The sequence below is a fragment of the Acinetobacter sp. XS-4 genome, assembly GCF_023920705.1.
GTDB lineage: Bacteria > Pseudomonadota > Gammaproteobacteria > Pseudomonadales > Moraxellaceae > Acinetobacter.
Genome location: NZ_CP094657.1, coordinates 4,045,277 through 4,069,063, shown reverse-complemented (window position 1 = coordinate 4,069,063; position 23,787 = coordinate 4,045,277). Strand labels below are relative to the sequence as shown.

Below are 23,787 nucleotides of genomic sequence, written 5' to 3'. Positions count from 1 at the left end.
TTAAATAGATAGGAAAGGACAATCTTATGAGCTCAAATGAAACAACAACAGGCTTCAAACCAAAAAAATCAGTTGCACTTAGCGGACAAGTTGCAGGAAACACAGCACTTTGTACCGTAGGACGTAGCGGTAACGACTTGCACTATCGTGGCTATGACATTCTTGACCTTGCCGTCGGTAGCCAGTTTGAAGAAGTTGCTCACTTGCTTGTACATGGCAAACTACCGAACAAAGCTGAACTCAAAGCATATAAAGCAAAATTAAAAGCACTTCGTGGCTTACCAGCAGCACTTAAAACTGCACTTGAACAACTTCCTCCGTCTGCACACCCAATGGATGTAATGCGTACAGGTGTTTCAGTTCTTGGTTGCTTAACTCCAGAACACGAAGACCACAACGAAGCGGGCGCAAAAGACATTGCTGATAAATTAATGGCGAGCCTAGGCTCAATGCTGCTTTATTGGTACCACTTCAGCAACAACGGTCGTCGTATTGAAGTTGAAACTGATGACGACTCAATTGCAGCGCATTTCTTACACTTACTTCATGGTGAAAAACCATCTGAAGAGTGGATTGAAGCAATGCATACATCTCTCATTTTGTATGCTGAGCATGAGTTCAATGCGTCTACATTTACTTCACGCGTGGTTGCAGGTACAGGTTCAGACATGTACTCGGCAATTACTGGCGGTATTGGTGCACTTCGTGGACCTAAACATGGTGGTGCGAACGAAGTTGCATTCGTAATTCAACAACGTTATGACAATGCAGACGAAGCAGAAGCAGATATCCGTAGCCGTGTTGAGAAGAAAGAAGTTGTGATCGGTTTTGGTCACCCAGTCTATACAATTTCTGACCCACGTAACGAAGTCATCAAAAAAGTTGCGCACGACTTAGCACAAGCGCAAGAGAACACCAAAATGTACCTCATTGCTGAGCGCTTAGAAGCAGTGATGAAAGATGCGAAAAACATGTTCCCGAACCTCGACTGGTTTAGTGCAGTGAGCTATCACTTAATGGGTGTTCCAACTGCAATGTTCACACCATTATTCGTAATTGCACGTACAGCAGGTTGGTCAGCTCACGTGATTGAACAACGCCAAGACGGCAAAATCATTCGTCCAAGCGCGAACTACACAGGCCCTGAAAACCTCAAATTCAAACCATTGGCGGAGCGTGGTTAATGAATACAAAATACCGTAAACCGCTGGCAGGTACCCAGCTTGAATATTATGACGTGCGTCAAGCCGTTGAAGATATTCAGCCAGGCGCATACGAAAAACTGCCTTACACATCTAAAATACTTGCAGAGCAATTGGTACGCCGTGCCGATGCCGAGAATTTAACTGCTTATTTAAAACAGTTAATTGAAAGCCGTCAGGACTTGGACTTTCCTTGGTACCCAGCGCGCGTGGTGTGTCATGACATCTTGGGTCAAACTGCACTGGTTGACCTTGCAGGTTTACGTGATGCGATTGCCGACAAAGGTGGCGACCCATCTAAAGTTAACCCAGTTGTGCCGACTCAGCTTATTGTCGACCACTCTTTAGCAGTGGAGTACGGTGGTGCTGACCCAGACGCTTTTGCAAAAAATCGTGCTGTTGAAGACCGTCGTAACGAAGACCGTTTCCACTTTATTGAGTGGACTAAAACTGCATTTAAAAATGTCGATGTAATCCCTGCGGGGAACGGCATTATGCACCAGATTAACCTAGAGAAAATGTCTCCGGTGATTCAGGCGCGTGATGGCGTAGCATTCCCTGACACATGCGTTGGTACAGACTCACACACGCCACATACAGACGCTTTGGGCGTAATTTCTGTGGGTGTTGGTGGCTTAGAAGCTGAAAACGTAATGTTGGGCCGTGCATCTTGGATGCGTCTGCCAGACATTATTGGTGTTGAGTTTGTAGGTCAGCGTCAAGCAGGCATTACTGCAACAGATATCGTACTTGCTTTAACCGAGTTCTTGCGTAAAGAGCGCGTAGTGGGTGCTTACCTTGAGTTCTTTGGTGAAGGTGCTGACAGCATGTCTGTGGGTGACCGTGCAACCATTTCGAACATGACTCCAGAATATGGCGCTACGGCTGCAATGTTCTACATCGACCAAAACACAATCGACTACTTACGCCTAACAGGCCGTGAAGATGCTCAAGTGGCATTGGTTGAACAGTACGCAAAAGAAATCGGTCTTTGGGCATCTGACATGACCAAAGCAGAGTACCCACGTGTACTACGTTTTGACCTATCAAAAGTAACGCGTAACATCGCTGGTCCATCAAACCCACATGCACGTGTTTCAACTGCGGACCTAAAAGAAAAAGGTATTGCTGGTGTTGTTGAAAACCGTTCTGATGGCTTAATGCCTGATGGCGCAATCATTATTGCTGCAATCACTTCATGTACCAACACTTCTAACCCACGTAACACCGTGGCGGCAGGTTTGTTGGCACGTAAGGCAAATGAGCTAGGTTTGGTTCGTAAACCTTGGGTGAAATCATCATTTGCACCGGGTTCAAAAGCAGCTGCACTTTACCTTGAAGAAGCGGGTGTTCTAAAAGACTTAGAACAACTTGGTTTTGGTATTGTGGCTTACGCTTGTACGACGTGTAATGGTATGTCGGGCGCGTTAGATCCAGTCATTCAACAAGAAATTATTGACCGTGACTTGTACGCAACAGCAGTACTGTCTGGTAACCGTAACTTCGATGGCCGTATCCATCCATATGCAAAACAAGCGTTCTTAGCATCTCCACCGCTTGTTGTGGCTTATGCAATTGCGGGCACAATTCGTTTTGACATCGAAAAAGATGCTTTAGGTCATGACAAAGAAGGTAACCCGATTTACTTGAAAGACATCTGGCCATCTGATGCTGAAATTGATGCGTTAGTTAAAGAAGCTGTGAAGCCTGAACAGTTCCGTAAAGTCTACATTCCAATGTTTGACTTAGGCGTAACAGAAGAAGCTGAAAGCCCACTTTACGACTGGCGTCCACAAAGTACTTACATCCGCCGTCCACCATATTGGGAAGGGGCGTTGGCTGCACCACGTACTTTAGCGAACATGCGCCCACTTGCAATTTTGGGTGACAACATCACCACTGACCACTTGTCGCCTTCAAATGCGATTTTGATGGACTCAGCTGCGGGTGAATATCTTCATAAAATGGGCTTACCAGAAGAAGACTTCAACTCATACGCAACTCACCGTGGTGACCATTTGACTGCACAACGTGCAACATTTGCGAACCCGAAACTCTATAACGAAATGGTAGTTCGTTCAGACGGTACCATTAAGCAAGGTTCAAAAGCGCGTGTAGAGCCAGAAGGCGAAGTGATGCGTATGTGGGAAGCGATTGAAACCTACATGAACCGTAAACAGCCATTAATTATTGTTGCGGGTGCTGACTACGGTCAGGGTTCAAGCCGTGACTGGGCTGCGAAAGGTGTACGCCTTGCAGGTGTTGAAGTGATTGTGGCAGAAGGTTTTGAACGTATTCACCGTACTAACTTGGTGGGTATGGGCGTGTTACCACTTGAGTTTAAACCGGGTGTAAACCGCAAGACTTTAAAACTAGATGGTACTGAGCTTTATAGCGTGATTGGTAATATCGCGCCGCGTTCGACTTTAACTTTAGTGATTGAACGTGCTACAGCGGATGGTAAAGAAGAGATTCTTGAAGTGCCAGTGACTTGCCGTTTAGATACAGAAGAAGAAGTTTCTGTATATGAAGCGGGCGGTGTATTACAGCGTTTTGCACAAGACTTTTTAGAAGGCCAAGTGGCTTAATATTGAGTTAAAAATAATTGATACGGTTTTAAAAGCCCCGCTTTAGAGTGGGGTTTTTTATTTATTTACACATAGTTAATTAATTATAAAGAATGACTGCATATATTATATTTTTTAAAATTATTTTATTTTTGTCATCAAATTCTCTTTAACTTACATTAAGATACGCGGCTCTTACACTTAAATATAAATCACAATAGATTTCTTGGAAAAATATCAATGCGTAACTTATTCATTATTTCAATTTGCTCTCTTATATTAACTGCTTGTGGGACGATGCCTTATGTAAGTACAGAGTACCCTTTACGTGCAGGTTTAATTCAACCTGTGAAGGTTATTGGTAAGGCAGATGTAACCAATGCTCAAACTTCAGATGAACGAGTGATTGTATATTCTTATATGGGCACAAAACTGGACTCTAGCATTAAGTCTATTACAGAAACGATGGTACAACAGACTCAAAAAGAACTATTGAAAAATGGTCAACCTGTTGATGGTAATGGATCGAAATCGATTGCGATTAAAGTAAATTCATTACGTAGTACCTACACCAATCTGCTTTTCTGGCGCAGTAAAATTAAATTCGAAGCGACTTTAGGAAATGGACAAACTATTCCATTTACCGTTCCTCATACGAGTGGTGTGTTAGTACAAGATTTAAATGGATGTATTGCAGAAGGGGTAATGACTTTACTCAATGATGCACGTGTAAGAAGCTATTTAGCAGAAAAATAAGAATATAAAAAAAGCCCGACATCCTGTCGGGCTTTTTCGTATTTGGTTGCTAGATATGACTCCTGTCGTATCTCACGCTCCTAGTGCATGAACCTATTATTGTTGTTTTATGTTCCGGAACATCCTGTTCCTGTATGAACTCATGATAGGAAAAAAGTGGTAAGTCGCCAATCCGCTAAATCCCTAAAAGTTTGTAAGATAAATCGTACAAATAACATTTTTTGCATTTATGCCATCATCATCGGGCGAAATGGACAATTGACAATCACTCTAACTGGGTTATATTCCTGTTTAATATCTATACGATTACAGGAATGCAATCATGGTAACAGCTGGCGAAAAACCCGGAACAGGCTTCTATTTCTGCGCTCAATGTGGCCAGAGAGTGTTTTTAGAAATTAATACAGATCGTTTACCACCATGCACTAAATGCTATTGCACTGAGTTTAAACGTTAAGAATAAAATAATATTTGCGTTCGCATTTAACAAAAAGCCCTGTCACCCGATGGGGCTTTTTGTTAGTTTAAAATAAGACTTACATAACAAGACCCGCGATGGGCATGAAAAAGGAAACCGTTATGGAAACTATATTAGGTTTATGTATTGGCGTGGGGCTGAGCGCTGCCTGCGGTTTTCGCGTGTTTGTACCGTTGTTAGTGATGAGCATTGCAACAATGATGGGATGGTTTGAGCCATCAAAAGGTTTTGAGTGGTTGGCCATGCCATCGGTTTGCTTGGCTTTAGCTGTGGCAACAGTATGTGAAGTTGCAGCTTATTATATTCCATGGGTCGATAACGCTTTAGACACGGTCGCGACTCCTGCGGCCATGATTGCTGGTACGTTAACGACCATGGCTGTGAGTAGTGGTGAAATGTCACAGTTCGCAGGTTGGGCGGCAGCGATTATTGTGGGCGGTGGTACGGCAGGTGTGGTGCAAATGAGTACAGTTGCTGCACGTGGTGTTTCAACTGCAACCACAGGCGGCTTAGGGAATTTTGTTGTCGCTACAGGGGAGTGGATTGGAGCAATCTTGCTTTCGGTTTCAGCTTTGTTAGTTCCTGCGCTTGTTGCGATTGTGGTGGTTATTGCTGTTATTTTGGCAATACGTTGGATACGCCATAAAAAGCAAGAACAGGCGCATAGTCCGCTATAGGTTAACTTCAATATCATTTTTAAATGACCATAAAAAAAGCCCAACATCCTGTTGGGCTTTTTCGTATTTGGTTGCTAGATATGACTCCTGTCGTATCTCACGTCCTGATGCATGAACCTATTATTGTTGTTTTGTGTTCCGGAACATCCTGTTCCTGTATGAACTCATCATAGGAAAAAAGCAGGGTGTCGCCAATCCGCTAAATCCCTAAAAGTTTGTAGGTTAAAGCGTACATTCAGAAATGATTTAACTTTTCAAAATGAATATGAATAATAGCCACCTTGTTACTTTAAGAAAAAAATCAAATGCGTATTAGAAAATCTTCAAGACTATTAGTTCTTAATGAAAATTATCAAATTTTGTTATTTCAGTTTACCCATACAAATGATGCTTTGGCTGGACAATTATATTGGGCAACCGTAGGTGGCGGGCTTGAGGAAGGGGAAACCTTCGAGCAAGCAGCTTGCCGAGAGCTTTATGAAGAGTTAGGCGTAGTACGACAGAATGTAGACACGCATGTTGCAACACGCAATTTTGAAATGATGTTGCCGAGTGCGGAAGTTGTAATTTCTAATGAAAGGCTCTTTATTGTTTTTATTAAAAAAGAAGAAGTGAATACGTCAAACTGGTCAGAACATGAAAAACTTGTGATTAGTAAAAGTCGTTGGTGGACATTTGATGAACTAAGCCAAACCAACGAGACTGTTTATCCAAACAACATTCCTAATATTCTTGCAGATAGTCTGCCAGAGATTTTTAAACCCTAAAATCCCAATATTCAGATATAAAAAAAGCCCAACATCCTGTTGGGCTTTTTCGTATTTGGTTGCTAGATATGACTCCTGTCGTATCTCACGCTCCTGGTGTATGAACCTATTATTGTTGTTTTGTGTTCCGGAACATCCTGTTCCTGTATGAGTTGATATTAGGAGAAAAGCAGGGTGTCGCCAATCCGCAAAATCCCTAAAAGTTTGTAGGTTAAAGCGTACAAGGATGTTAAATACTTTATGGAGTTCTAAGAATTACGTCATTATTAACGTATTAGAACTCTAACTAAGCTTTATAATATCCACTTAAATTTAAAGAAGAAAATGATCATGGCTTTAATAGAAAAAGTGGTTCCTGTGGTATTTAGGGAAATAAATAATAACTTGGAGATTTTAGTATTTAGACATCCGTTAGCAGGAATTCAAATCGTTAAAGGCACCGTGGAGCATCAAGAAAAGTTAGAACACGCCGCTTTGCGTGAGCTTTATGAAGAATCTGGAATAAAGAGTGCTCAAATTCATTCATACCTAGGTAAACATATTCCTTCAGAGGCAGGGCCTGATTGGCATGTTTTTGTGTGTAGTACACATGAGACTTTAAAAGATAAATGGTCACATTTTTGTGAAGATGATAATGGATTAACTTTCGATTTTTTCTGGCATCCTTTCTTAAGTGCTACAACAAAAGAATGGCATCCTCTTTTTAAAGAATTATTTGAATTTATTAAATCTAAATACAAGTTCAACTAACTAAACAACTTTAGGCCCCTGCGCCACAACAGGCTTTAATCTTTTGCGCTGATTTAAAGTAATAAACTATTGCGGCACAGAGATAAAGGGGCTAAGCCAAGCGCTTAACCCATCTCATTTTTGTCACACCGTTGCATGACGTTAAAGAAAGTAGGGGCAAAGTCCTGTGGGAGAACAGGACTTTGCAAACTGACATGTTCTAGGCGTTGCATGAGCTTAGGAGAGTAAGCTTGTTCAAGTCGCTGATAAATACAGTCACAACTGGTTTTGCTGTGTCCACCCGACAGGCAAATTTTTTCAAAATCCTGTTGGGTGTGTAATTTACAGCCCGAAATACCCAAGCTGCCTAGAACGAAACTTAAAGCCAAAATAGGTTTATAAATTGTCATATTATTCTCATAATAATTTATATCTATGAGTAGAATAAAAAATATAATTGGTTTTAGGGTTTTAAATAAATTTTAGGTAATAATTAATCCTCCCATAAATATAGGAAAATAAAATAATTAAATTTTTAAAATAAAAATAATTTATAAATTTAAAAAATAAGGCAATAGAAAACCCAAATTTTAAATAAATAAAATGATTAAATTGGAGAGGGAATAAGTTTGAAAAGTATCATGGTCAACTCCTTAAAAAATGGAGTCCTACCACCAGATCACCGTCAATTGATTATGGTGGTAGAACGAAAGAGGGTTGACAGACTGGAAACAAAGGAACCAGCACACACAAAGGTGTCCCCCTTCCGCCCTACCATAGAGAAAAAGGGGGCGAACGAGTTCCCGACACACAAAATAAGAATTTTGCATATCGTCTTTGTTATTCGCGGTCTGTCAAAACCGTCTGGCAATGTAGGCCAGCAACGAGATAATAATCGGTGATTTTAATTACGTCAATTTAATATTTAAAATATTTTTGATTTAATAATAAAACTAAATTTATTCTTAAAATAATAGAATTAATGTTTATATTTAATTAGAAAAAATAAAGAATAAAATGATTTGGATATATAATTTTATTAGTAATCGAAATTTATCATTTTATAAATAAAAATATTATAGGCGTGACCGACTTTATTCTAAACTTTTAAGAACTTCTTTAGCATCTACATCGCCTGCATTGGCAGCTTGCTGAAACCATTTCTTTGCCAGTTGTGGGTTTTTCGGCGTGCCTTCACCATTTAAATACATTTGGGCCAAGTTGTACTGGGCATCACTTTCGCCATGCTCAGCCGCTTTGGTGTACCACTTAAGCGCTTGCTCATTACTTTGTGAGACGCCGTGACCTTTATTATATAGCTGAGCTAAATTATATTCTGCGGGTGGGTAGCCTTGTTCGGCAGCACGACTAAACCACTCAAACGCCTGCACATAATTTTGCGCAGTTCCTTCACCTCTGTCATATAACACCCCTAAGTTATATTGCGCTTTAGCATGACCTTTGGCCGCAGCCTTAGTAAAATAATCAAAAGCACGCTTGGCATCTTTTTCGACGCCAGCACCTGTGTAATACAGCATTCCTAAACTATATTTTGCACCTACACTTCCATTTTGGTCAGCAGCCGTTAACCATTTAAAAGCTTGCTCAAAATTTTTAACAACGCCTTGTTCGCCACTTAAAAGCATCATGCCTAAATGATATTGAGCAACGGGTTGCCCTTGTTCCGCACGATATTGAATATCGGCGACACTCGGTTCAGCAAATGCTGAAGAATGAAGTGAGAAAATCACGGTAAATATATAAAAAGCAGACTTTTTTATTTTCATATCTCATCCTGAATTTTATTAATTTGAAGATTTATTTAATTTTATATCTATTTGAATATAAAAGAAAAATGTCAAATATGTCTCTGTGGCTGATATCACTTTAAAATGATCTGATTTTACTTTTTAAATATCTATTTAGTAAGAAGTTAACCTAAAACAGCATATTTAGACCAGTTACATTTTGAAAATGAGTATAGATAGACAGGTCAGTATTTTTTTAATTAAAATGCGGCCTAAATATAAGTTTGATTGATAATAAAAATGCAGATGAGTGTGTCGAGTATATTGGAACGTTTAGGCCTTGTTTCACAAAATCGTGCTGTTCATATCCAATTCTCAAATCAGTCTTTAAATCAGCAAGTCTTCTTACAACGTATTGAAGGCGAACATACGCTCAATCAGGGCAGCGTTGCTGAGTTACTGTGTCTGTCGACAAACGCGCATATTGCATTAAAACAATTTATTGGCTGTCAGGTTGCTGTCGATCAGGTCACTGACATGGGCCAGTTTTTTAGAACTACAGGTATTATTACCGAAGCGAGCCAAGGGCAAAGTGACGGCTCACTCACCATTTATAACCTCACCTTAAAAGACCCAACCGCACTCTGGCATAAACGCCGCAATAGTCGCGTGTTTATGAATAAAAGCGTGCGGGATATTAGCGAAATTCTGTTTAAAGAATGGCAGGGGAAAAGCCCGTTATTTGCCTCAAGCTTAACGCTCGATACGGCAGGTTTAAGCAAAGACTACGATGTGCGTCCGTTTGTGATGCAGTCAAATGAAAGCGATTATGACTTTTTAACCCGTTTGTGGCGTAGTGAAGGTATTAACTGGTTAGTCGATGAATCACAGCTTTTGGTTGCTGACCCGAATGCTTCTATTCAGCCACAAGTACTCCGTTTAATTGACGAGAATCAAAATTATAAAGCTCTTGAACGCCGTAGCCTACGCTACCAGCGCAGCAGTGCTACAGAACAGTTCGATACGATTACTCAAGTCAAAGCTGAGCGCCGTTTACAACCAACTTCGGTTCATGTGCAACGCTGGCAAGCCGATGCGCTGCAACAAGAAGAAGGCAGTGGTAGCGTACAAGGCACCCAAAAGCACAGTGAACACTATGACAATGCGAGCCTAAACCTTGAAGATGCATGGCATGTTAGCCCCGCGTGGATGCAGGACTTAAACGGTGAAGACCAAGCCACAGCTTCAGGCAATAGCCAGATTGAACAGCTTAACCAGCACATCAATGCTTATCATCACCTGAGCTCTAAACAGTTTACGGTTTCAGGTAACGTCCGTGATGCACAGGTGGGTTACTGGTTTGAGCTCAATGATCACCCTGAACTTGAACGACACGACAGTGCTGATAAAGAGTTCTTAATCTTAAGCAAACACTACTATAACCAGAATAATTTACCGAAAGAATTACAACAGCAACTCGAGCGCTTATTACCAAAAGACAAGCTCAAAGCAGCCCAACTCGACAGCCAAAATCCTGAGCAGCGCCACTTTGCTGAGCTGAATGTCGTTCGACGCAACACTAAAGCTGTGCCTGAATATAGCCCACTAGAACACCGACCAGCAGCTTACCCGCAGCGCGCTAGGGTTGTGGGGCTGGAAGGAGAAAGCATCCATGTCGACCAGTGGGGGCGTATTAAAGTTCGTTTCTTGTTTACCCGAACTGACGACCATAGTCATGACGGTGGAGCAGGAAGTAACGATAATGACACCGACTCAGCTTGGGTCGATGTACTCACCCCGTGGGCAGGTGCGGGTTATGGCGCACGCTTCTTGCCACGTGTCGGTGAGATCGTGGTCATCGACTTCTTTGACGGCAATATTGATCGGCCATTTGTGGTGGGCCGTATTCATGAAGCTGAACGGCATCCAACCCAGTTCGACCAGAAAGGCCAATTACCTGACACTAAAAAACTCAGTGGTATCCGCTCCGAAGAAGTCGATGGTAAAGGTTTTAACCAGCTACGTTTTGATGACACCACAGGACAAATTAGTGCCCAGCTACAAAGTAGCCATGCAGCTAGTCAGCTCAACTTGGGTAACTTAAGCCATCCAAAAGACAAGGCGGAAAGTGATGGTCGTGGTGAAGGTTTCGAACTCAGAACAGACCAATGGGGAGCGGTAAGAGCTGGTAGTGGTTTACTTGTTAGTACCCACAAACAGGATCAAGCCCAAGGCGTACACCTTGATGCAAATGAGGCCAAGCAACAAATAGAAGGCGGTCTTAGCAATGCCAAGGCACTCAGTGAAGTCGCTAAAAATCAGCAAACTGACCCGTTAGAAAATTTAGAAAACCTAAAATCCTTTATTGAAAAACTTGAGCAGCAAGACAACGCAAAAGCCAAAACCTTTAAAGAGGCGATTATGTTGCTAGCGAGCCCAAATAGCATCGCGCTGAGCAGTAACGAAGACATTCACTTAAGCGCTGATGGCCAGCTAAACCAAACTGCTGGAGACAGCATTAATCTGTCTACCCAAAAGAACTTGATTGCACATGCCCAAAATAAAATTAGCCTTTTTGCGGCTCAAGAAGGGGCAAGACTGTATGCAGGTAAAGGCAAAGTCGAGATACAAGCACAAGGCGACGGGGCAGATTTAATTGCCCGTAAAGCTGTTCAGATTATTTCAGCAGAAGACAAAATTGAAGCGACAGCAGCCAAAGAAATTGTGCTCACCGCAGGCGGTTCTCAAGTCAAAATTACTGGTTCTGGCATTTTTATGACCACCGGCGGTAAATTTGAAGTGAAGGCTGGACAGCATTTGTTTATGGGGGGCGGGAGTGCGAATAGTTCATTACCGTATCTACCCGAACAAGGAAAGCAAAAATATGGTTTATGGTTTGATGTAATGGATAAACAAGGAAATAAACTAAAACCTGGCACGGGATATATTATTTTTGACGAAAATAATAAAGAAATCGAACGTGGTCAGTTAGATCGAACAGGCTTGGTTAAGTTAGAAACGGAAGAGCCGAACAAGCAATATAAAATACATGTGGAAATTTAAACATGAATGATGCTGCTATTGCTCTACAAAGCTTTGCAAAACAAACCTGCGGTCATGCATGTGTCATGCCTCCTATACAACCTGTAGTACTAGATGTCTATAAACAAAGTTTTACTGCATTTGTTGGTGGTGCTGCTGATAAATATCAATTTCTGGGGCGCCCTTTAGATATAGATTTCCCAGATGATATTGGAGCTGGACCTACAGGCATCATGAAATCATGTATGAGAAAATTTAAAGAGGCATCTGGCTCACAGATAAATAAAGCTAAATTTGAGTACTATGGTTATGAAGAAGCTTATACTAATGATAGTGTTGTAAGACGATATAGAGGAAAATTATTATTAAATTTACTCACAGATATAAAAAATATTTTGAAAGAGGAACCAAATACACAAATAAATTTAGTTGGACATAGTTTAGGAGGATGGAATGTTGCAGGATTATCAGAAGAATTATCTAAAGCAAAAATCTGTACAGTTCATACTCTTATAACAATAGACCCAGTGGGCATTAGACTTAGTAAAAGTGGTATGGGAACAGATAGGGCCCGTATTTATTATTTAGAGCCAGACCCAGTTGCGAAAAAATGGATTAATATCTTTTCTCAACCTTTAAAGAACTATAGGGATGATTATATAGCAATCTTAGGTGGAAGATGGAACGATGATGATACGGCAAAAGCTAATTTTAATAGTGTTTCTACTTATCATCATGGAGAAGCATCTGAAATGTTTTTTGAAAAAAAGTTTTTGGAAAATAAAATGTCAGCTTCAGATCTTTTAGTTTCTGAGTTAAAAAAGGTCATAAAATGAGAAAAAAATTATTTTTATTGAGTTCCTTGTTTTTAATAGGTTGTAGTGAGAGTTTTTCAAACTTCACAATAGATAATGTAGTTAAAAGTAATGAAAAGTTAAGTTTTTCTATTAATTTTAAAGATAATAAGATTTTAGATAAAATAAGAGAGTCATCATCAAAAAAAATTGTTTGTAATAATACTGCTAATCACAACCAAATGTTAGATGCTTATATAAATAAGATTGAGAATAACAAAATTGATGTATCTGTAGAATTTTGCTCAAATAATGATAATAGAAGCTGCGAGCCTATAGATATAAGTTCAGTTAAAAAAATTAATTTAGAATGCCAAGCAGTTTTCTCTGCAATGATTGGTAATGTCTCTAAATCAGAAAAATTTCCAATTATATGGGAAGAAAAATAATTAAATAATTTTGCACTCTATAAGCATAAATTTAAAAAGTAGAAGAAGCCTAATAAATTACGCTTCTTCTCTCATAAGAAATTATTTAAGCAGCTTGAATTGCTTCTCCACAAAGAGAGACGGTTTCTTGCTTATGCTGGTGTAAGTACCAAAACTGCTCCGCAATGGTTTCTGGATGTACTGTGTAGGTCTTATCTTGTGCGCCTGCTGTTCCATCTACGAAGCCATTCACAATCACTTGGCTTACGTAAACATTTGAGTCAGCAAGACTATGAGCAAGTAAGTTAGTGGTTTTATATTGAGCAGCGGCAGCAATTGCTAAAGATGAATATTCTTTAGCAACCAAATCAATTCCTACTGCATCGAACGCAAAAATTCCATTGGTTGATAAAATACTACCGTTATTCTTTTCTAAATCACGTAAGCAAGCTTGTACCGTAGCAATATAGCTTGAAACGCGAATATGAAAGCTTTTGGTTAGCTCTAGTGGAGGGGTTTTTAATATGTTGCCTTCAATATCATGAAAAGCATTCCAATGAATATTTTTAATCTCTCCTAATTGATCTTTAATACGTTTAATAAGATTTGGTATGTTTTCAAGAACCGCTAAATCACATGTAAAAGCATAAGCTTCTATACCTTGTGTTTTAAGTTCTAAAATGGCCTTTTCGAGTTTTTCGGCATTTCTTGCCACTAACCCGATTTTATAGCCTTCTTTACCAAATTTATGTGCTACGGCTTTAGAAATACCTGTTCCATAACCAAAAATTATAATATTGTTGTTCATTATAAAGTTCCAAAAAACCAATTATTTGGTTAGAAATAGTTTATAATATGTTTTTATAATGTATTCAAGCGAAAAAATTATATCTGAGAATAATGTAGAAAAAACAAAACAAAAAATCTTAACAATCGTAATCAGTAAGTTTGCTTTGAATGATCTGGATGGACAACGATTGATAAATTTGCAATATCATGAAAAGCGTTGAGCAATTATTATTGAATCAGCTAAACGATTGCTAGTGAAACAGTTCTTATAAGTAATATTGATCTTAATCAAAACATTCTAAATAAATCGCCTAGATTAATTTTTAATTTGACTTCTCTATCTTCCTATCATAAATTAATTGGAACGATCATTCCTGTTAGATGTGTGTATGCGAACTAAAGAATTTGAAACTGATGAAATTGCTGATGCTGCAATGCAGGTTTTTTGGCGCCGCGGTTATGCTGCTACTTCAGTTCAAGACTTGGTTGACGGTACAGGATTATCTAGAAGTAGCCTTTACAACACCTTTCAAAACAAACAGGGTCTATATCAACAAGCATTACAACGCTATGAACTTTTAACTACACTAAATAATGTGAAGTTGTTGTCTGGTTCAGGTTCTCCGAAAGCGCTTATTCGACAATTACTTCTTAATATTGTTGAAGATGAGCTAAGTGATCCAGAACACAAAGGGTGTCTTGTTGCAAATGCGTGTTTGGAGCTGGCTGGCCATGACGAAGATGTCGCTCAATTCGTTGTAAGTAACCTACAGAAACTACAACATGCTTTAGAGAGTTTGTTAATTAAAGCTCAACAGTCGGGTGAAATTTCTTCTACCCAAAACCCGCGTGCGTTAGCGAGTTTTTTTGTAAATACTATTCAAGGTTTACGTGTTTTGGGGAAAGGCAGCCCGCTTGAGCAAAGAAAGCAATGTTTAATGGATGTAGTCGAGGTTGCTTTAAACGTTTTATAAAATTCATTTAAACCTTAACTATTGTTGAGCTGAATAGTTAAGGTTTTTATTTAATTTAAATTGGAATGATCATTCCTAAGTAATATTTTTAGTTCACATGGAGAACAAAAGTCTTTCCATCCTAACGCTATAAAACGAGTTATAGCTATGCAGAGAAAGCGAAGAAACTTGAAAAAGAATGTGAGAGTAAAACTTTATGAATATTAAGAGTAATGGAACATCTACTCAGTTAACCGAAAAGTTTTCTGCTCAATTACCGATTTGGAAACTGTTGGCTTTTACAGTTGCAGGCTTTCTGACCATCATGACAGAAACCATGCCAGCTGGGCTTTTGCCCCAAATCAGTCAAGGGCTAAATATTTCAGAGGCTTATGCAGGGCAGCTTATAGCCGTATATGCCTTAGGTTCTGTTTTAGCGGCAATACCGCTTATTAGTCTCACCCGTAGTTGGAATCGGAGACCCTTATTACTCAGTGCTATTGCAGGTTTGTTTTTATTTAATGCGATTACTGCTTTATCAAATGATTATATTTTGACGTTAATTACTCGTTTTATTGCAGGTATGGCCGCGGGTGTTATATGGGGGCTTTTAGCGGGTTATGTAAGACGCATGGTGGCAGCATCGTATCAAGGACGAGCTTTAGCAATTGCTGGAGTTGGGCAGCCAATTGCTTTATCTATTGGTGTCCCTTTAGGTGCGTGGTTGGGAACGTTGTTTGAATGGCGTGGCGTATTTTGGATCATGTCTTTATTGGCATTGATTTTATTTGTCTGGATTCGTTTTAGTATTCCAGATTTTGTGGGCCAGCCAGCACACAAAAAGTTGCCCATTTTAAAAGTTCTTTTAATGCCGGGTATTAGAGCTGTTTTAGCAGTTGTCTTCCTTTGGATATTGGCTCATAGCATTCTCTATACTTATATTTCACCTTTCTTGGCCTCGACAGGGCAGCTATACAAAGTTGAGACTATCCTTTTTATATTCGGCATTTCTTCTATAGTCGGCATCTTGATTACGGGGATGTTTATTGATCGTTCATTAAGAAAAATAACGCTTTTAAGCTTATTTATCTTTGTAATCGTAACAGCGCTCTTAGGTTTTTATAGTTCTTCAAGTTTTGTCGTACTGGTGGGTGTAGTGTTATGGGGAGTAACTTTTGGTGGTGCTCCAACACTATTACAAACAGCATTAGCAAATACTGCGGGTCATGAAGCAGATGTAGCGCAGTCCATGTTAGTCACGGTATTTAACCTTGCTATCGCATTCGGTGGAATGGTGGGTGGTGGATTGCTTGAAAGTTTTGGGGCTGCCTATTTTCCATGGTTTATGCTGGTTTTTGCCCTGATCGCGTTATGTACTGTTTACCATGCCCAGAAACATGGTTTTATTTCTTCATAAAAGATTTTGCCCTTCATGGTTAAAAGTGAAGGGTGATTTACTTTTATAGTCTGATGTACTGTCACTTAAAATAATTAATGGCTTGGTAAAATAAACCGTAAAAAACAAATAAAATGGAATTTAAATTTAACTAATTATTATGAAATGGAAATATATTCTTTTTAATTTTAATTATTGCGTAAAAATTCCCAAAAATATTTAAAATTAGCTGTTCTTAGAAAAACAATCCCACAGGGTACTGGCTAAACTATATCTCAAGGGTGTGATAGGGATCGAAAAGAGTAGCATGCACCAAAACGTATAACGTTAGTGTGTACTCACCCAAAAGGTCTCGATTCGGCTTAGGACGCTATAGATCAAAAGTTTATAGGCATAAGGTTCTAACTTACAAAGTTATAATTGTTGAAGTAAACCATAGATGGTTTCCCTTGACACCCTAAAAAATTCTCTATAATAAAAATTATACTTTACAAGAATATAATTCATGAATAAGCCTTATCTTTCTACCTTGCCGTATGACAGCCAAATCTCATCTCAATTGAAAAATGCTTACTTCCACGACTCGTGGAGTATTGTGCTGGGTCAACCCGACCTGAATGTATTTGGGCAGCTCATCAAACTGTTCCATCACACTCCTCAATGGATAGAATGGAGTATGAACTTGCGTAATAAAATTACTTCAAAGATCGGGCTTAAAGATTTAGGAAGTTTTAAGCAGATTGATTCGAATAAAAAAGAAAATGAATATGTAGCTGGTGATCGGATTGGAATTTTTACCTTGCTACAACGTACCGAAAATGAGTTAGTCATTGGAGATGATGATAAGCATTTAAATGTGACTTTATCTATTTATAAAAATGAAAATACTCAAGTGCTTACAGTGACTACAGTGGTACATATTAAAAATTTGCTTGGGCGATTGTATATGGTACCTGTAATTCCTGCTCATCGAAAAATAGTGCCAGCGACTTTACAGATATTAGGTTAGAGTACTATTTTTATTTACGATGCAATCAGCAAAAATCGTTTATATACTAATCTTATTATCATAATAACGAGCTGAATAATATGGAAAATAAAAACCATTGTCGCCAATGCGCTGTTTGTGGAAAGAGTTTTCCTTTAAAAGATCTTGTGTCTGGTGAAGTCATTCGGAATGTCATTAGTGATGAAATTATAAAAGATCATCCAGACTGGACTTACTCAAGCTTTATTTGTCGCGCAGATCTGGCAGATTATCGAATTAAATATGTGCAGTCGCTATTACGCTCGGAGAAAGGCGAACTCTCTAATTTAGAAAATGAAGTGATTGGCAGTATGCAACGCCATGAGCTGATTAGCCGAAATACAGAAACAGATTTTGATCAAAAATGGACGCTTGGAGAAAAACTGGCAGATAAAATAGCCACTTTTGGGGGGAGTTGGGCATTTTTAATTTGTTTTGCTTTATTTTTAATAGGCTGGATAATTTTAAATACAGTTGTGATGGTAGTACGTCCAGTCGATCCGTATCCTTTTATTTTGCTTAATTTAGTTTTGTCATGCTTAGCTGCAATTCAGGCGCCGATTATTATGATGAGCCAAAATCGCCAAGAAGCCAAAGACCGCTTACGTTCTCAACATGACTATCAGATTAATTTAAAAGCGGAACTTGAGATTCGCCACCTGCATGAAAAAATGGACCATCTTTTGTCGCATCAGTGGGAAAGGCTTGCACATATTCAAGAAATCCAGCTCGATCTTTTAGCTGAAATGAATAAAAAACGATAAAGATTTTCTGAGTTTCACGTGGAACATGAATAGAGCGTTATAGATTATTTTGCGGTAGGTCTGAAATTTCTTTATGATCTGCCGCCATGCTCCATTGCTGCTTCTACGACCATGCCTTTAAACGACAATTTTGTTTACGCTCCACCACAAGATCCACTTTCAATCCTCTTTGAAGATGACGATTTGGTTGTGGTTGATAAACCTGCAGGTTTGTTATCAGTAATGGGTCGTTTACCTGAACATCATGACAGCGCTTATTTACGCGTGTTGGAAAAGTTCCCTTTAGCTAAGGTTACCCATCGTTTAGATATGGCAACTTCAGGTCTACTCATGTTTGCCAAACATCGTGATGCAGAAGTTGCGGTAAGTAAAATGTTTCAGGCTAGAACAGTCAAAAAACATTATATTGCTTTGGTGCAAGGCCAAGTCACAGAAGAGGGTAGTGTTGAAGTTCCACTCATTACCGACTGGGAAAATCGCCCAAGACAAATTGTACATTTTGAACTAGGCAAACACGCTAAAACCTTGTTTCAGCCTTTGGTTTATGATGCTCAAACAGATCAAAGTCGTGTTTTACTGGAGCCAGTAACAGGGCGTTCGCATCAGCTACGTGTGCACATGATGCATATTGGACATCCGATTATGGGTGACAAGCTTTATCATCCTGAGCCTAAACGTTTTCATTTAAACCGAATGGCACTACACGCAGCATATTTGGCTTTCCAACATCCATTAAATGGAACGAATGTAGTGATTGAATCGCAGATACCTTTTTAAAATTTATATACAATTAAAAAGTTAATTTGATGCAATTGGGAACGGAATATATACCCAAACTGCAATAAAAGTCGGGTATTCTTAAGGCCGAATAATATTAATACGGCGACAACAACAAGGATCATTCTATGACTCGTGACTACGAACAATTTCCAGATGACGATAACGGCAATGTACTTTGGCAAATGGCTGAAGATGGGGATGATTTAACCGATTTACATGAAATTGAATTTTCTATTGCTTTTCAAGATCAGAAAAATGCAGAGCAATGTGCGCTCTATTTGCTTTACCAAGAACAAAAAGTTTCACTTTTCCAAGATGACTCTGTTGAGCCAAATGAATGGGTGATTACTGTCTTTGTCAACATGGAACCAGAGTATTCAGATATTGTTGACTTAGAGCAATGGTTTACCAGCATCGCTGAAAAATTTCAGGGCGAATATGATGGATGGGGCTGTATGGCCTATGTCTTTGATGAAGATGACGAAGAAGATGACCTGCTACAATAAGGTCTAAAATAAAAGGTAGGAGATAATCATGAACTTATCTCAAAAACAAATTGCTGTACGGTTTTTAGAGCTTGCCGCTGCTGGCGAGGTCGATGAAGCTTATAGCAATTATACTGCTCCAAACTTTAAGCATCACAATCCTTATTATGCGGGTGATGCGACCTCTTTGAAGGAAGGGATGCGTGAAAGCGCGGCTGAAACTCCAAACAAAGTCTTTGACGTTCAACATGTGATTGAAGATGGTGATTTGGTCGCTGTGCATTCTAAACTTGAAATGCAAATGAATGGGTTAACCACCTTGGCAGTAGTTCATATTTGTCGTTTTGAAAATGGAAAAATTGCTGAGTTTTGGGATGTCGGTCAAGTACAGCCCAACCCAATCGTCAATGAAAATGGTATGTTCTAGTGAAAAGCCCGAAATGATTCGGGCTTTTTTATTTATGGATGAATCAAAATTTCCACTGTGCTGAAATTGAAGCATTGAGCGGCTCACCTGGTTGAATCCACAAATCGCTATAGCTTGAGACGTAGTAGGTTTTATCAAACAAATTATTCACATTAAGTTGATAGCGTAAACGATCAGATGGGGCATAGTAACCATTTAAATTGACCAGTGTATAGCTTGGTAAATTAAAGCCATTATCAAGGTTATGACCACTGCGCTCGCCAACATAGGTAAGGTTAGCTCCTACACCTGCTTTTCTTGCACCTTCTTGTAGAAATTCATAATTGGTGCTTACTGAACCTTGATGTTTGGGTACATTGCTCAGACGTGCACCTTTGGCAAGGTCTTGGTCTTTTTCAATTTGAGCATCGGTATAACTATAATTGGCATTAACCAACCAGCGGTCATTGATCTGACTATTTAAATCAAATTCAAACCCTTGGCTGCTGACTTCGCCTGCCGCGGTTTGAAAGTTACTGTCAATTGGATCGGTTGTCAGTACATTCTGTTTTTTCATTTTAAACAAAGCAAGACTCAGCACACTTTGGTCATTCATTTTATATTTGGTGCCGACCTCGTAGCTTTCGCCTTTTTCAGGAGCGAAGGTTTGTCCATTTCGGTTCATACCACTATTCATTGCAAATGAGCGACCATAGTTTGTATAAAACGCCCATTGGTCAGAAGCTTTAAAATTTACTCCGAAACGTGGACTATTTTGATGAAGTGTCTGGCTATTTTCAGTCTGAGTCAGGTGATTTTTAAAGTCTTGCTCGACCTGATCAAAACGGTTACCAAATAACATACTCCACTGATCATTTAAAAAGATCTGGTCTTGAATATTGAGTGCAAAATAACGCTGGCGCTCTTTAGTATTGGTAAAAGGAGCTAAGTTCGGTAAATATTTACCATATTCTGGTTGGTAAATATCAATAGTATTTGGAGTGTCTGAGCTGTGGTTGCGTCGCAGTTGATATTGTTGATAGTTGAGTTGACCAAGCTCGGTTGAAAGTAAAATTTCATGGCGCGCCCAGGACGTATCAAACTTACCAAGTAATTCCGTCTGAGCCAGCACATCTTCACTTTGATAATCACGATAGCGGCGTTGGCGTTCTAAAGTACGACCCTCGGCTTGTATGCGTCGTGGTTCTGTTGAAAAGCCGACCATTTGGGCGTCTTTATAGCTAACCGCACTATTTAGCTTCCAGTCAGGGCTAAACTCGTGACTAAGACGTAACTGGTAAAAGTAATCTTTTACTTTCATCTCGCCGTCATCAGGTTCTCCCGTAAATGTTTTCGGATCCATCACAAACTGGTGATTGACTGTGCTCACACCACGGTCAAAGGTTCCTTGGTGTTCAGTAAATTCACTGTCAAAGTCGAGTTGTGTTTGGTCTGAAATTTTCCATGTGAGCTGTGGTGAAAAGAACCAGCGTTCACTGCTGACATGATCACGGAAGCTTTGATTATCTTCGTGGGCAACCGCTAACCGATAGGCCAGTTCATCGTTAATCGGCGCGGTGTGTTCCAGACTTATTCGATATTGTTCTTGGGTATTGGCACGTAAGTTAACTTCACTTTCGCTTTCCCACTGTGGTTTTTTACTGTTGAGATTGAGCAAACCTCCTGTTTCCCCACGGCCATATAGCGCAGCCATTGGCCCTTTTAAAAATTCTAAAGAGTCAATATTTACAATGTCTTTAGGAGCACTAATCCCTCGGTTTACACTCAAACCGTTTCGAATCATGGCTGCTCCTAAATTTGGGTCACCACTAAAACCTCGGAAAGAGTAATTATCCCAAAAGCCGCCGCCATAATTATTTTGATGAAAAACGCCACTGACTAAAGTCAATGCATCATCAATCCGCTGCACGTCTTGTTGTTCTATTGTTTGCTTAGAAACAAAAGCACGATTGAACGGCACATCCAAAACATCGTGAGAAAATTTAGTCGCCGAGCTATTTTGGCTCACATCTTCTTGAGAACTTTCAGCTTGAATACGTATGGTCTCAAGTACCGTTGACGTTTCTTCTCCCCAAGTGAGTGTCGATATAAACGATAATCCTAACGAAGACAACAATCCTAATTTGTGTTGCATAAATGAACAGCCATAAAAGACAAAAGGAATTAAATGTAATAATATAACGTTACATTATTTTATTGATTATCGCTATGTCTTTAGAAAAAAATATTGAGCGTTTACAGTCGATTGATGCCTTACGTGGTTTGGTCATCCTCATTATGTTACTCGACCATGTGAGAGAAACTTTCTATTTGCATAGGCAGGTTATAGACCCAATGGATGTAACAGTAACTGAACCTGCCTTATTTGGTAGTCGGTTATTGGCACATATTTGTGCGCCGATTTTTGTACTTTTAACTGGAATTTCAGCTTTTTTATTTCAATCAAAAAAACAGGATTTACAGCAAACTCGAGCTTTTTTATTAAAACGTGGCTTATTTTTGATTGCATTAGAGCTCACGCTTGTGAACTTTGCGTGGACAGCAACCTTTCCACCTGAAGTCATTTATTTACAGGTGATATGGGCGATTGGTATTAGCATGGTGGTGTTGGCTTGCTGCGTGAGTTTACCCTTACCTGTGATCGTTAGTGCAGGCCTAATCATTGTTTTTGGGCATAATTTGTTAGATTCAGTGCACTTCTCACAAGGCACACTACAAAATATATGGTTCGTTTTACATGAACGTGGTTGGATCGAGTTTGCAGGGATCAAGCTTCGCACAAGCTATCCTGTTTTGCCTTGGATCGGGGTGATTTTACTGGGCTATGCCTTAGGTCAGTTCTTTAGTTCAAAATATTCAGTAAAGCAAAGAAGCCGCGCTTTACTCAGCCTTGGTTTAGCAAGTATTGGGTTGTTTGTTTTACTACGGTTTATCAATATTTATGGCGACCAGCCTTGGCAACATTTTGAGTCATTACAACTGACATTAATGAGCTTTTTTAACCTCACTAAGTATCCACCATCTTTATTATTTATTTTACTGAATGTTGGAATTGGTTTGATTGTGTTGGTTGTTTTTGAACGAATGCAGCAATACTCGTTTTTAAAACCATTGGTGGTGTTTGGTTCAGTGCCTATGTTCTTTTATTTATTGCACTTATATGTTTTGAAACTGATATATGTATTTGCGCTAAGTGTGTGGGGAGCTAACTATGGAAATTATTTGTCGGTCAACCATGTGTGGATGTTGTGGTTAATTACGATTGCGCTGTCTTTTACACTCTATCCAGCGGTTAAATGGTTCTCGAAATTCAAACATCAAAATAAACATATTTCGATTTTAAAATATTTTTAAAACGTGAGTAAAGCGAGTCTAGACAAGCCTCGCTTTACTTGCTTACATCTAGATATAGAGTTTCTTTCACTTCTTCCATGACCACATAACTGTGTGATGATGCTGAAGCAGGGAGTTTCTTTAAAAGATCTCCTAATAAGCGGCGGTATGCGCTCATTTCTTTTAAGCGAGCTTTTACAAGATAGTCAAACTCACCTGAAATAAGGTGACATTCGAGGACTTCAGGAATCTCAACTAAGTCTCTAGCAACCTGATCAAATACATCGCCTGATTTGGCAGATAACTTAATTTCTAAAAAGACGAGCAGGTTACGGTCTACGTAGGCTGGATTTAACCTTGCGTAATAACCCATGATAATGCCATCGCGTTCAAGACGCTTTACACGCTCTGAACAGGGAGTTGTCGATAGGTTGACTCTCGATGCCAATTCACTAATCGCAATTCGTCCTTCGCGCTGCAAAATATCCAGAATCATGCGATCTATACGATCTAAGGGGCGCATAGATATTTCCTCTTTTTTTAAAATTCTCGCGAGAAAAACATAAATTTACCTAGATTATACCCTGAAAAACAGTGAAATAAACTATTGAAGCAGAAATATACTAGTTAAATAAACTGGTGTGC

The 23,787-nt window shown here is 39.4% G+C and carries 22 protein-coding genes and 1 pseudogene; 18 read left to right on the top strand and 5 right to left on the bottom strand.

The annotated features are described in order from the left end of the window. Positions 1 to 26 precede the first annotated feature (26 nt). The 7 genes and pseudogenes from prpC (at position 27) to MMY79_RS18890 (ending at position 7,197) form a co-directional block, all read left to right on the top strand. Positions 27 to 1,184 (top strand): 2-methylcitrate synthase, encoded by a 1,158-nt coding sequence (gene prpC / locus MMY79_RS18920; protein WP_003655705.1) that lies wholly within the window; start codon positions 27 to 29, stop codon positions 1,182 to 1,184. After that, positions 1,184 to 3,790, top strand: coding sequence for a Fe/S-dependent 2-methylisocitrate dehydratase AcnD (gene acnD, locus MMY79_RS18915; RefSeq protein ID WP_252610949.1), 2,607 nt, complete (start codon positions 1,184 to 1,186; stop codon positions 3,788 to 3,790). The genes prpC and acnD overlap by 1 nt, the downstream gene beginning before the upstream one ends. 219 nt (positions 3,791 to 4,009) lie before the next feature. Continuing rightward, positions 4,010 to 4,525: a hypothetical protein gene (locus MMY79_RS18910; RefSeq protein WP_013199240.1), complete on the top strand. Its 516-nt coding sequence runs from the start codon at positions 4,010 to 4,012 to the stop codon at positions 4,523 to 4,525. 322 nt (positions 4,526 to 4,847) lie between these two features. Further along, positions 4,848 to 4,982, top strand: a complete 135-nt coding sequence (locus MMY79_RS18905) for a zinc ribbon-containing protein (protein ID WP_004640417.1) — start codon at positions 4,848 to 4,850, stop codon at positions 4,980 to 4,982. 122 nt (positions 4,983 to 5,104) lie between these two features. Then, positions 5,105 to 5,680 (top strand): DUF4126 domain-containing protein, encoded by a 576-nt coding sequence (locus MMY79_RS18900; protein WP_078225511.1) that lies wholly within the window; start codon positions 5,105 to 5,107, stop codon positions 5,678 to 5,680. Positions 5,681 to 5,945: 265 nt separating this feature from the next. Further along, positions 5,946 to 6,447, top strand: a pseudogene (locus MMY79_RS18895) (NUDIX domain-containing protein). A gap of 330 nt (positions 6,448 to 6,777) precedes the next feature. Further along, positions 6,778 to 7,197 (top strand): NUDIX domain-containing protein, encoded by a 420-nt coding sequence (locus MMY79_RS18890; RefSeq protein WP_252610945.1) that lies wholly within the window; start codon positions 6,778 to 6,780, stop codon positions 7,195 to 7,197. Between the two features lie 104 nt (positions 7,198 to 7,301). Here the strand turns inward: MMY79_RS18890 and MMY79_RS18885 are convergent, their stop codons facing one another. Together MMY79_RS18885 and MMY79_RS18880 are read right to left on the bottom strand one after the other, a co-directional pair. Next, entirely contained in the window at positions 7,302 to 7,586 is a 285-nt protein-coding gene (locus tag MMY79_RS18885; RefSeq protein WP_252610943.1) for a hypothetical protein, read from the bottom strand. Positions 7,587 to 8,270: 684 nt separating this feature from the next. Beyond that, positions 8,271 to 8,963 carry a tetratricopeptide repeat protein gene (locus MMY79_RS18880; protein ID WP_252610941.1) on the bottom strand — a complete coding sequence of 231 codons (693 nt, stop codon included), beginning with the start codon at positions 8,961 to 8,963 and terminating at the stop codon, positions 8,271 to 8,273. 261 nt (positions 8,964 to 9,224) lie between these two features. On the opposite strand from MMY79_RS18880, the gene MMY79_RS18875 reads away from it, so the two are divergent. Genes MMY79_RS18875 through MMY79_RS18865 form a run of 3 tightly spaced genes read left to right on the top strand, consistent with a single transcriptional unit; the run spans position 9,225 to position 13,209 of the window. After that, positions 9,225 to 11,987: a type VI secretion system Vgr family protein gene (locus MMY79_RS18875; RefSeq protein ID WP_252610939.1), complete on the top strand. Its 2,763-nt coding sequence runs from the start codon at positions 9,225 to 9,227 to the stop codon at positions 11,985 to 11,987. Between the two features lie 2 nt (positions 11,988 to 11,989). Next, a complete protein-coding gene (locus MMY79_RS18870) occupies positions 11,990 to 12,802 on the top strand; it encodes a hypothetical protein (protein WP_252610937.1) in 813 nt (270 codons plus the stop codon). After that, positions 12,799 to 13,209 (top strand): hypothetical protein, encoded by a 411-nt coding sequence (locus tag MMY79_RS18865; protein ID WP_252610935.1) that lies wholly within the window; start codon positions 12,799 to 12,801, stop codon positions 13,207 to 13,209. Before MMY79_RS18870 ends, MMY79_RS18865 begins: the two co-directional genes overlap by 4 nt. A gap of 85 nt (positions 13,210 to 13,294) precedes the next feature. On the opposite strand, the gene MMY79_RS18860 is transcribed toward MMY79_RS18865, so the two are convergent. Then, complete coding sequence (locus MMY79_RS18860) at positions 13,295 to 13,996, bottom strand: SDR family NAD(P)-dependent oxidoreductase (RefSeq protein ID WP_252610932.1); 702 nt, start codon at positions 13,994 to 13,996, stop codon at positions 13,295 to 13,297. Positions 13,997 to 14,366: 370 nt separating this feature from the next. Between MMY79_RS18860 and MMY79_RS18855 the strand changes: the two genes are divergently transcribed. The 7 genes from MMY79_RS18855 (at position 14,367) to MMY79_RS18825 (ending at position 19,809) form a co-directional block, all read left to right on the top strand. Further along, a complete protein-coding gene (locus MMY79_RS18855) occupies positions 14,367 to 14,951 on the top strand; it encodes a TetR/AcrR family transcriptional regulator (protein ID WP_252610930.1) in 585 nt (194 codons plus the stop codon). Between the two features lie 196 nt (positions 14,952 to 15,147). Beyond that, positions 15,148 to 16,347 (top strand): MFS transporter, encoded by a 1,200-nt coding sequence (locus tag MMY79_RS18850; RefSeq protein ID WP_252610928.1) that lies wholly within the window; start codon positions 15,148 to 15,150, stop codon positions 16,345 to 16,347. A gap of 484 nt (positions 16,348 to 16,831) precedes the next feature. Next, positions 16,832 to 17,335, top strand: a complete 504-nt coding sequence (locus MMY79_RS18845; RefSeq protein ID WP_252610926.1) for a DUF2867 domain-containing protein — start codon at positions 16,832 to 16,834, stop codon at positions 17,333 to 17,335. An 80-nt stretch (positions 17,336 to 17,415) separates the two neighbouring features. Next, entirely contained in the window at positions 17,416 to 18,117 is a 702-nt protein-coding gene (locus tag MMY79_RS18840) for a DUF1003 domain-containing protein (protein ID WP_049838216.1), read from the top strand. 111 nt (positions 18,118 to 18,228) lie between these two features. Further along, a complete protein-coding gene (locus MMY79_RS18835) occupies positions 18,229 to 18,894 on the top strand; it encodes an RluA family pseudouridine synthase (protein ID WP_252610924.1) in 666 nt (221 codons plus the stop codon). A gap of 128 nt (positions 18,895 to 19,022) precedes the next feature. Then, positions 19,023 to 19,403, top strand: coding sequence for a ribonuclease E inhibitor RraB (locus MMY79_RS18830; RefSeq protein WP_151743783.1), 381 nt, complete (start codon positions 19,023 to 19,025; stop codon positions 19,401 to 19,403). Positions 19,404 to 19,431: 28 nt separating this feature from the next. Further along, positions 19,432 to 19,809: a nuclear transport factor 2 family protein gene (locus MMY79_RS18825; RefSeq protein WP_252610922.1), complete on the top strand. Its 378-nt coding sequence runs from the start codon at positions 19,432 to 19,434 to the stop codon at positions 19,807 to 19,809. 43 nt (positions 19,810 to 19,852) lie between these two features. Here MMY79_RS18825 and MMY79_RS18820 read toward each other — a convergent pair whose 3' ends face one another. Then, complete coding sequence (locus tag MMY79_RS18820; protein ID WP_252610920.1) at positions 19,853 to 21,943, bottom strand: TonB-dependent siderophore receptor; 2,091 nt, start codon at positions 21,941 to 21,943, stop codon at positions 19,853 to 19,855. A 74-nt stretch (positions 21,944 to 22,017) separates the two neighbouring features. Here MMY79_RS18820 and MMY79_RS18815 point away from each other — a divergent pair, with 74 nt between their 5' ends. Next, a complete protein-coding gene (locus tag MMY79_RS18815) occupies positions 22,018 to 23,163 on the top strand; it encodes a heparan-alpha-glucosaminide N-acetyltransferase domain-containing protein (protein ID WP_252610918.1) in 1,146 nt (381 codons plus the stop codon). Positions 23,164 to 23,197: 34 nt separating this feature from the next. On the opposite strand, the gene MMY79_RS18810 is transcribed toward MMY79_RS18815, so the two are convergent. Then, positions 23,198 to 23,665, bottom strand: a complete 468-nt coding sequence (locus MMY79_RS18810) for an Lrp/AsnC ligand binding domain-containing protein (RefSeq protein WP_001247568.1) — start codon at positions 23,663 to 23,665, stop codon at positions 23,198 to 23,200. Positions 23,666 to 23,787: the final 122 nt, after the last annotated feature.

Excerpts from the sequence above, each read along its gene's own strand:
- prpC (WP_003655705.1), top strand. The coding sequence starts at position 27 with ATGAGCTCAAATGAAACAACAACAGGCTTCAAACCAAAAAAATCAGTT.
- acnD (WP_252610949.1), top strand. The coding sequence starts at position 1,184 with ATGAATACAAAATACCGTAAACCGCTGGCAGGTACCCAGCTTGAATAT.
- MMY79_RS18910 (WP_013199240.1), top strand. The coding sequence starts at position 4,010 with ATGCGTAACTTATTCATTATTTCAATTTGCTCTCTTATATTAACTGCT.
- MMY79_RS18905 (WP_004640417.1), top strand. The coding sequence starts at position 4,848 with ATGGTAACAGCTGGCGAAAAACCCGGAACAGGCTTCTATTTCTGCGCT.
- MMY79_RS18900 (WP_078225511.1), top strand. The coding sequence starts at position 5,105 with ATGGAAACTATATTAGGTTTATGTATTGGCGTGGGGCTGAGCGCTGCC.
- MMY79_RS18890 (WP_252610945.1), top strand. The coding sequence starts at position 6,778 with ATGGCTTTAATAGAAAAAGTGGTTCCTGTGGTATTTAGGGAAATAAAT.
- MMY79_RS18885 (WP_252610943.1), bottom strand. The coding sequence starts at position 7,586 with ATGACAATTTATAAACCTATTTTGGCTTTAAGTTTCGTTCTAGGCAGC.
- MMY79_RS18880 (WP_252610941.1), bottom strand. The coding sequence starts at position 8,963 with ATGAAAATAAAAAAGTCTGCTTTTTATATATTTACCGTGATTTTCTCA.
- MMY79_RS18875 (WP_252610939.1), top strand. The coding sequence starts at position 9,225 with ATGCAGATGAGTGTGTCGAGTATATTGGAACGTTTAGGCCTTGTTTCA.
- MMY79_RS18870 (WP_252610937.1), top strand. The coding sequence starts at position 11,990 with ATGAATGATGCTGCTATTGCTCTACAAAGCTTTGCAAAACAAACCTGC.
- MMY79_RS18865 (WP_252610935.1), top strand. The coding sequence starts at position 12,799 with ATGAGAAAAAAATTATTTTTATTGAGTTCCTTGTTTTTAATAGGTTGT.
- MMY79_RS18860 (WP_252610932.1), bottom strand. The coding sequence starts at position 13,996 with ATGAACAACAATATTATAATTTTTGGTTATGGAACAGGTATTTCTAAA.
- MMY79_RS18855 (WP_252610930.1), top strand. The coding sequence starts at position 14,367 with ATGCGAACTAAAGAATTTGAAACTGATGAAATTGCTGATGCTGCAATG.
- MMY79_RS18850 (WP_252610928.1), top strand. The coding sequence starts at position 15,148 with ATGAATATTAAGAGTAATGGAACATCTACTCAGTTAACCGAAAAGTTT.
- MMY79_RS18845 (WP_252610926.1), top strand. The coding sequence starts at position 16,832 with ATGAATAAGCCTTATCTTTCTACCTTGCCGTATGACAGCCAAATCTCA.
- MMY79_RS18840 (WP_049838216.1), top strand. The coding sequence starts at position 17,416 with ATGGAAAATAAAAACCATTGTCGCCAATGCGCTGTTTGTGGAAAGAGT.
- MMY79_RS18835 (WP_252610924.1), top strand. The coding sequence starts at position 18,229 with ATGCCTTTAAACGACAATTTTGTTTACGCTCCACCACAAGATCCACTT.
- MMY79_RS18830 (WP_151743783.1), top strand. The coding sequence starts at position 19,023 with ATGACTCGTGACTACGAACAATTTCCAGATGACGATAACGGCAATGTA.
- MMY79_RS18825 (WP_252610922.1), top strand. The coding sequence starts at position 19,432 with ATGAACTTATCTCAAAAACAAATTGCTGTACGGTTTTTAGAGCTTGCC.
- MMY79_RS18820 (WP_252610920.1), bottom strand. The coding sequence starts at position 21,943 with ATGCAACACAAATTAGGATTGTTGTCTTCGTTAGGATTATCGTTTATA.
- MMY79_RS18815 (WP_252610918.1), top strand. The coding sequence starts at position 22,018 with ATGTCTTTAGAAAAAAATATTGAGCGTTTACAGTCGATTGATGCCTTA.
- MMY79_RS18810 (WP_001247568.1), bottom strand. The coding sequence starts at position 23,665 with ATGCGCCCCTTAGATCGTATAGATCGCATGATTCTGGATATTTTGCAG.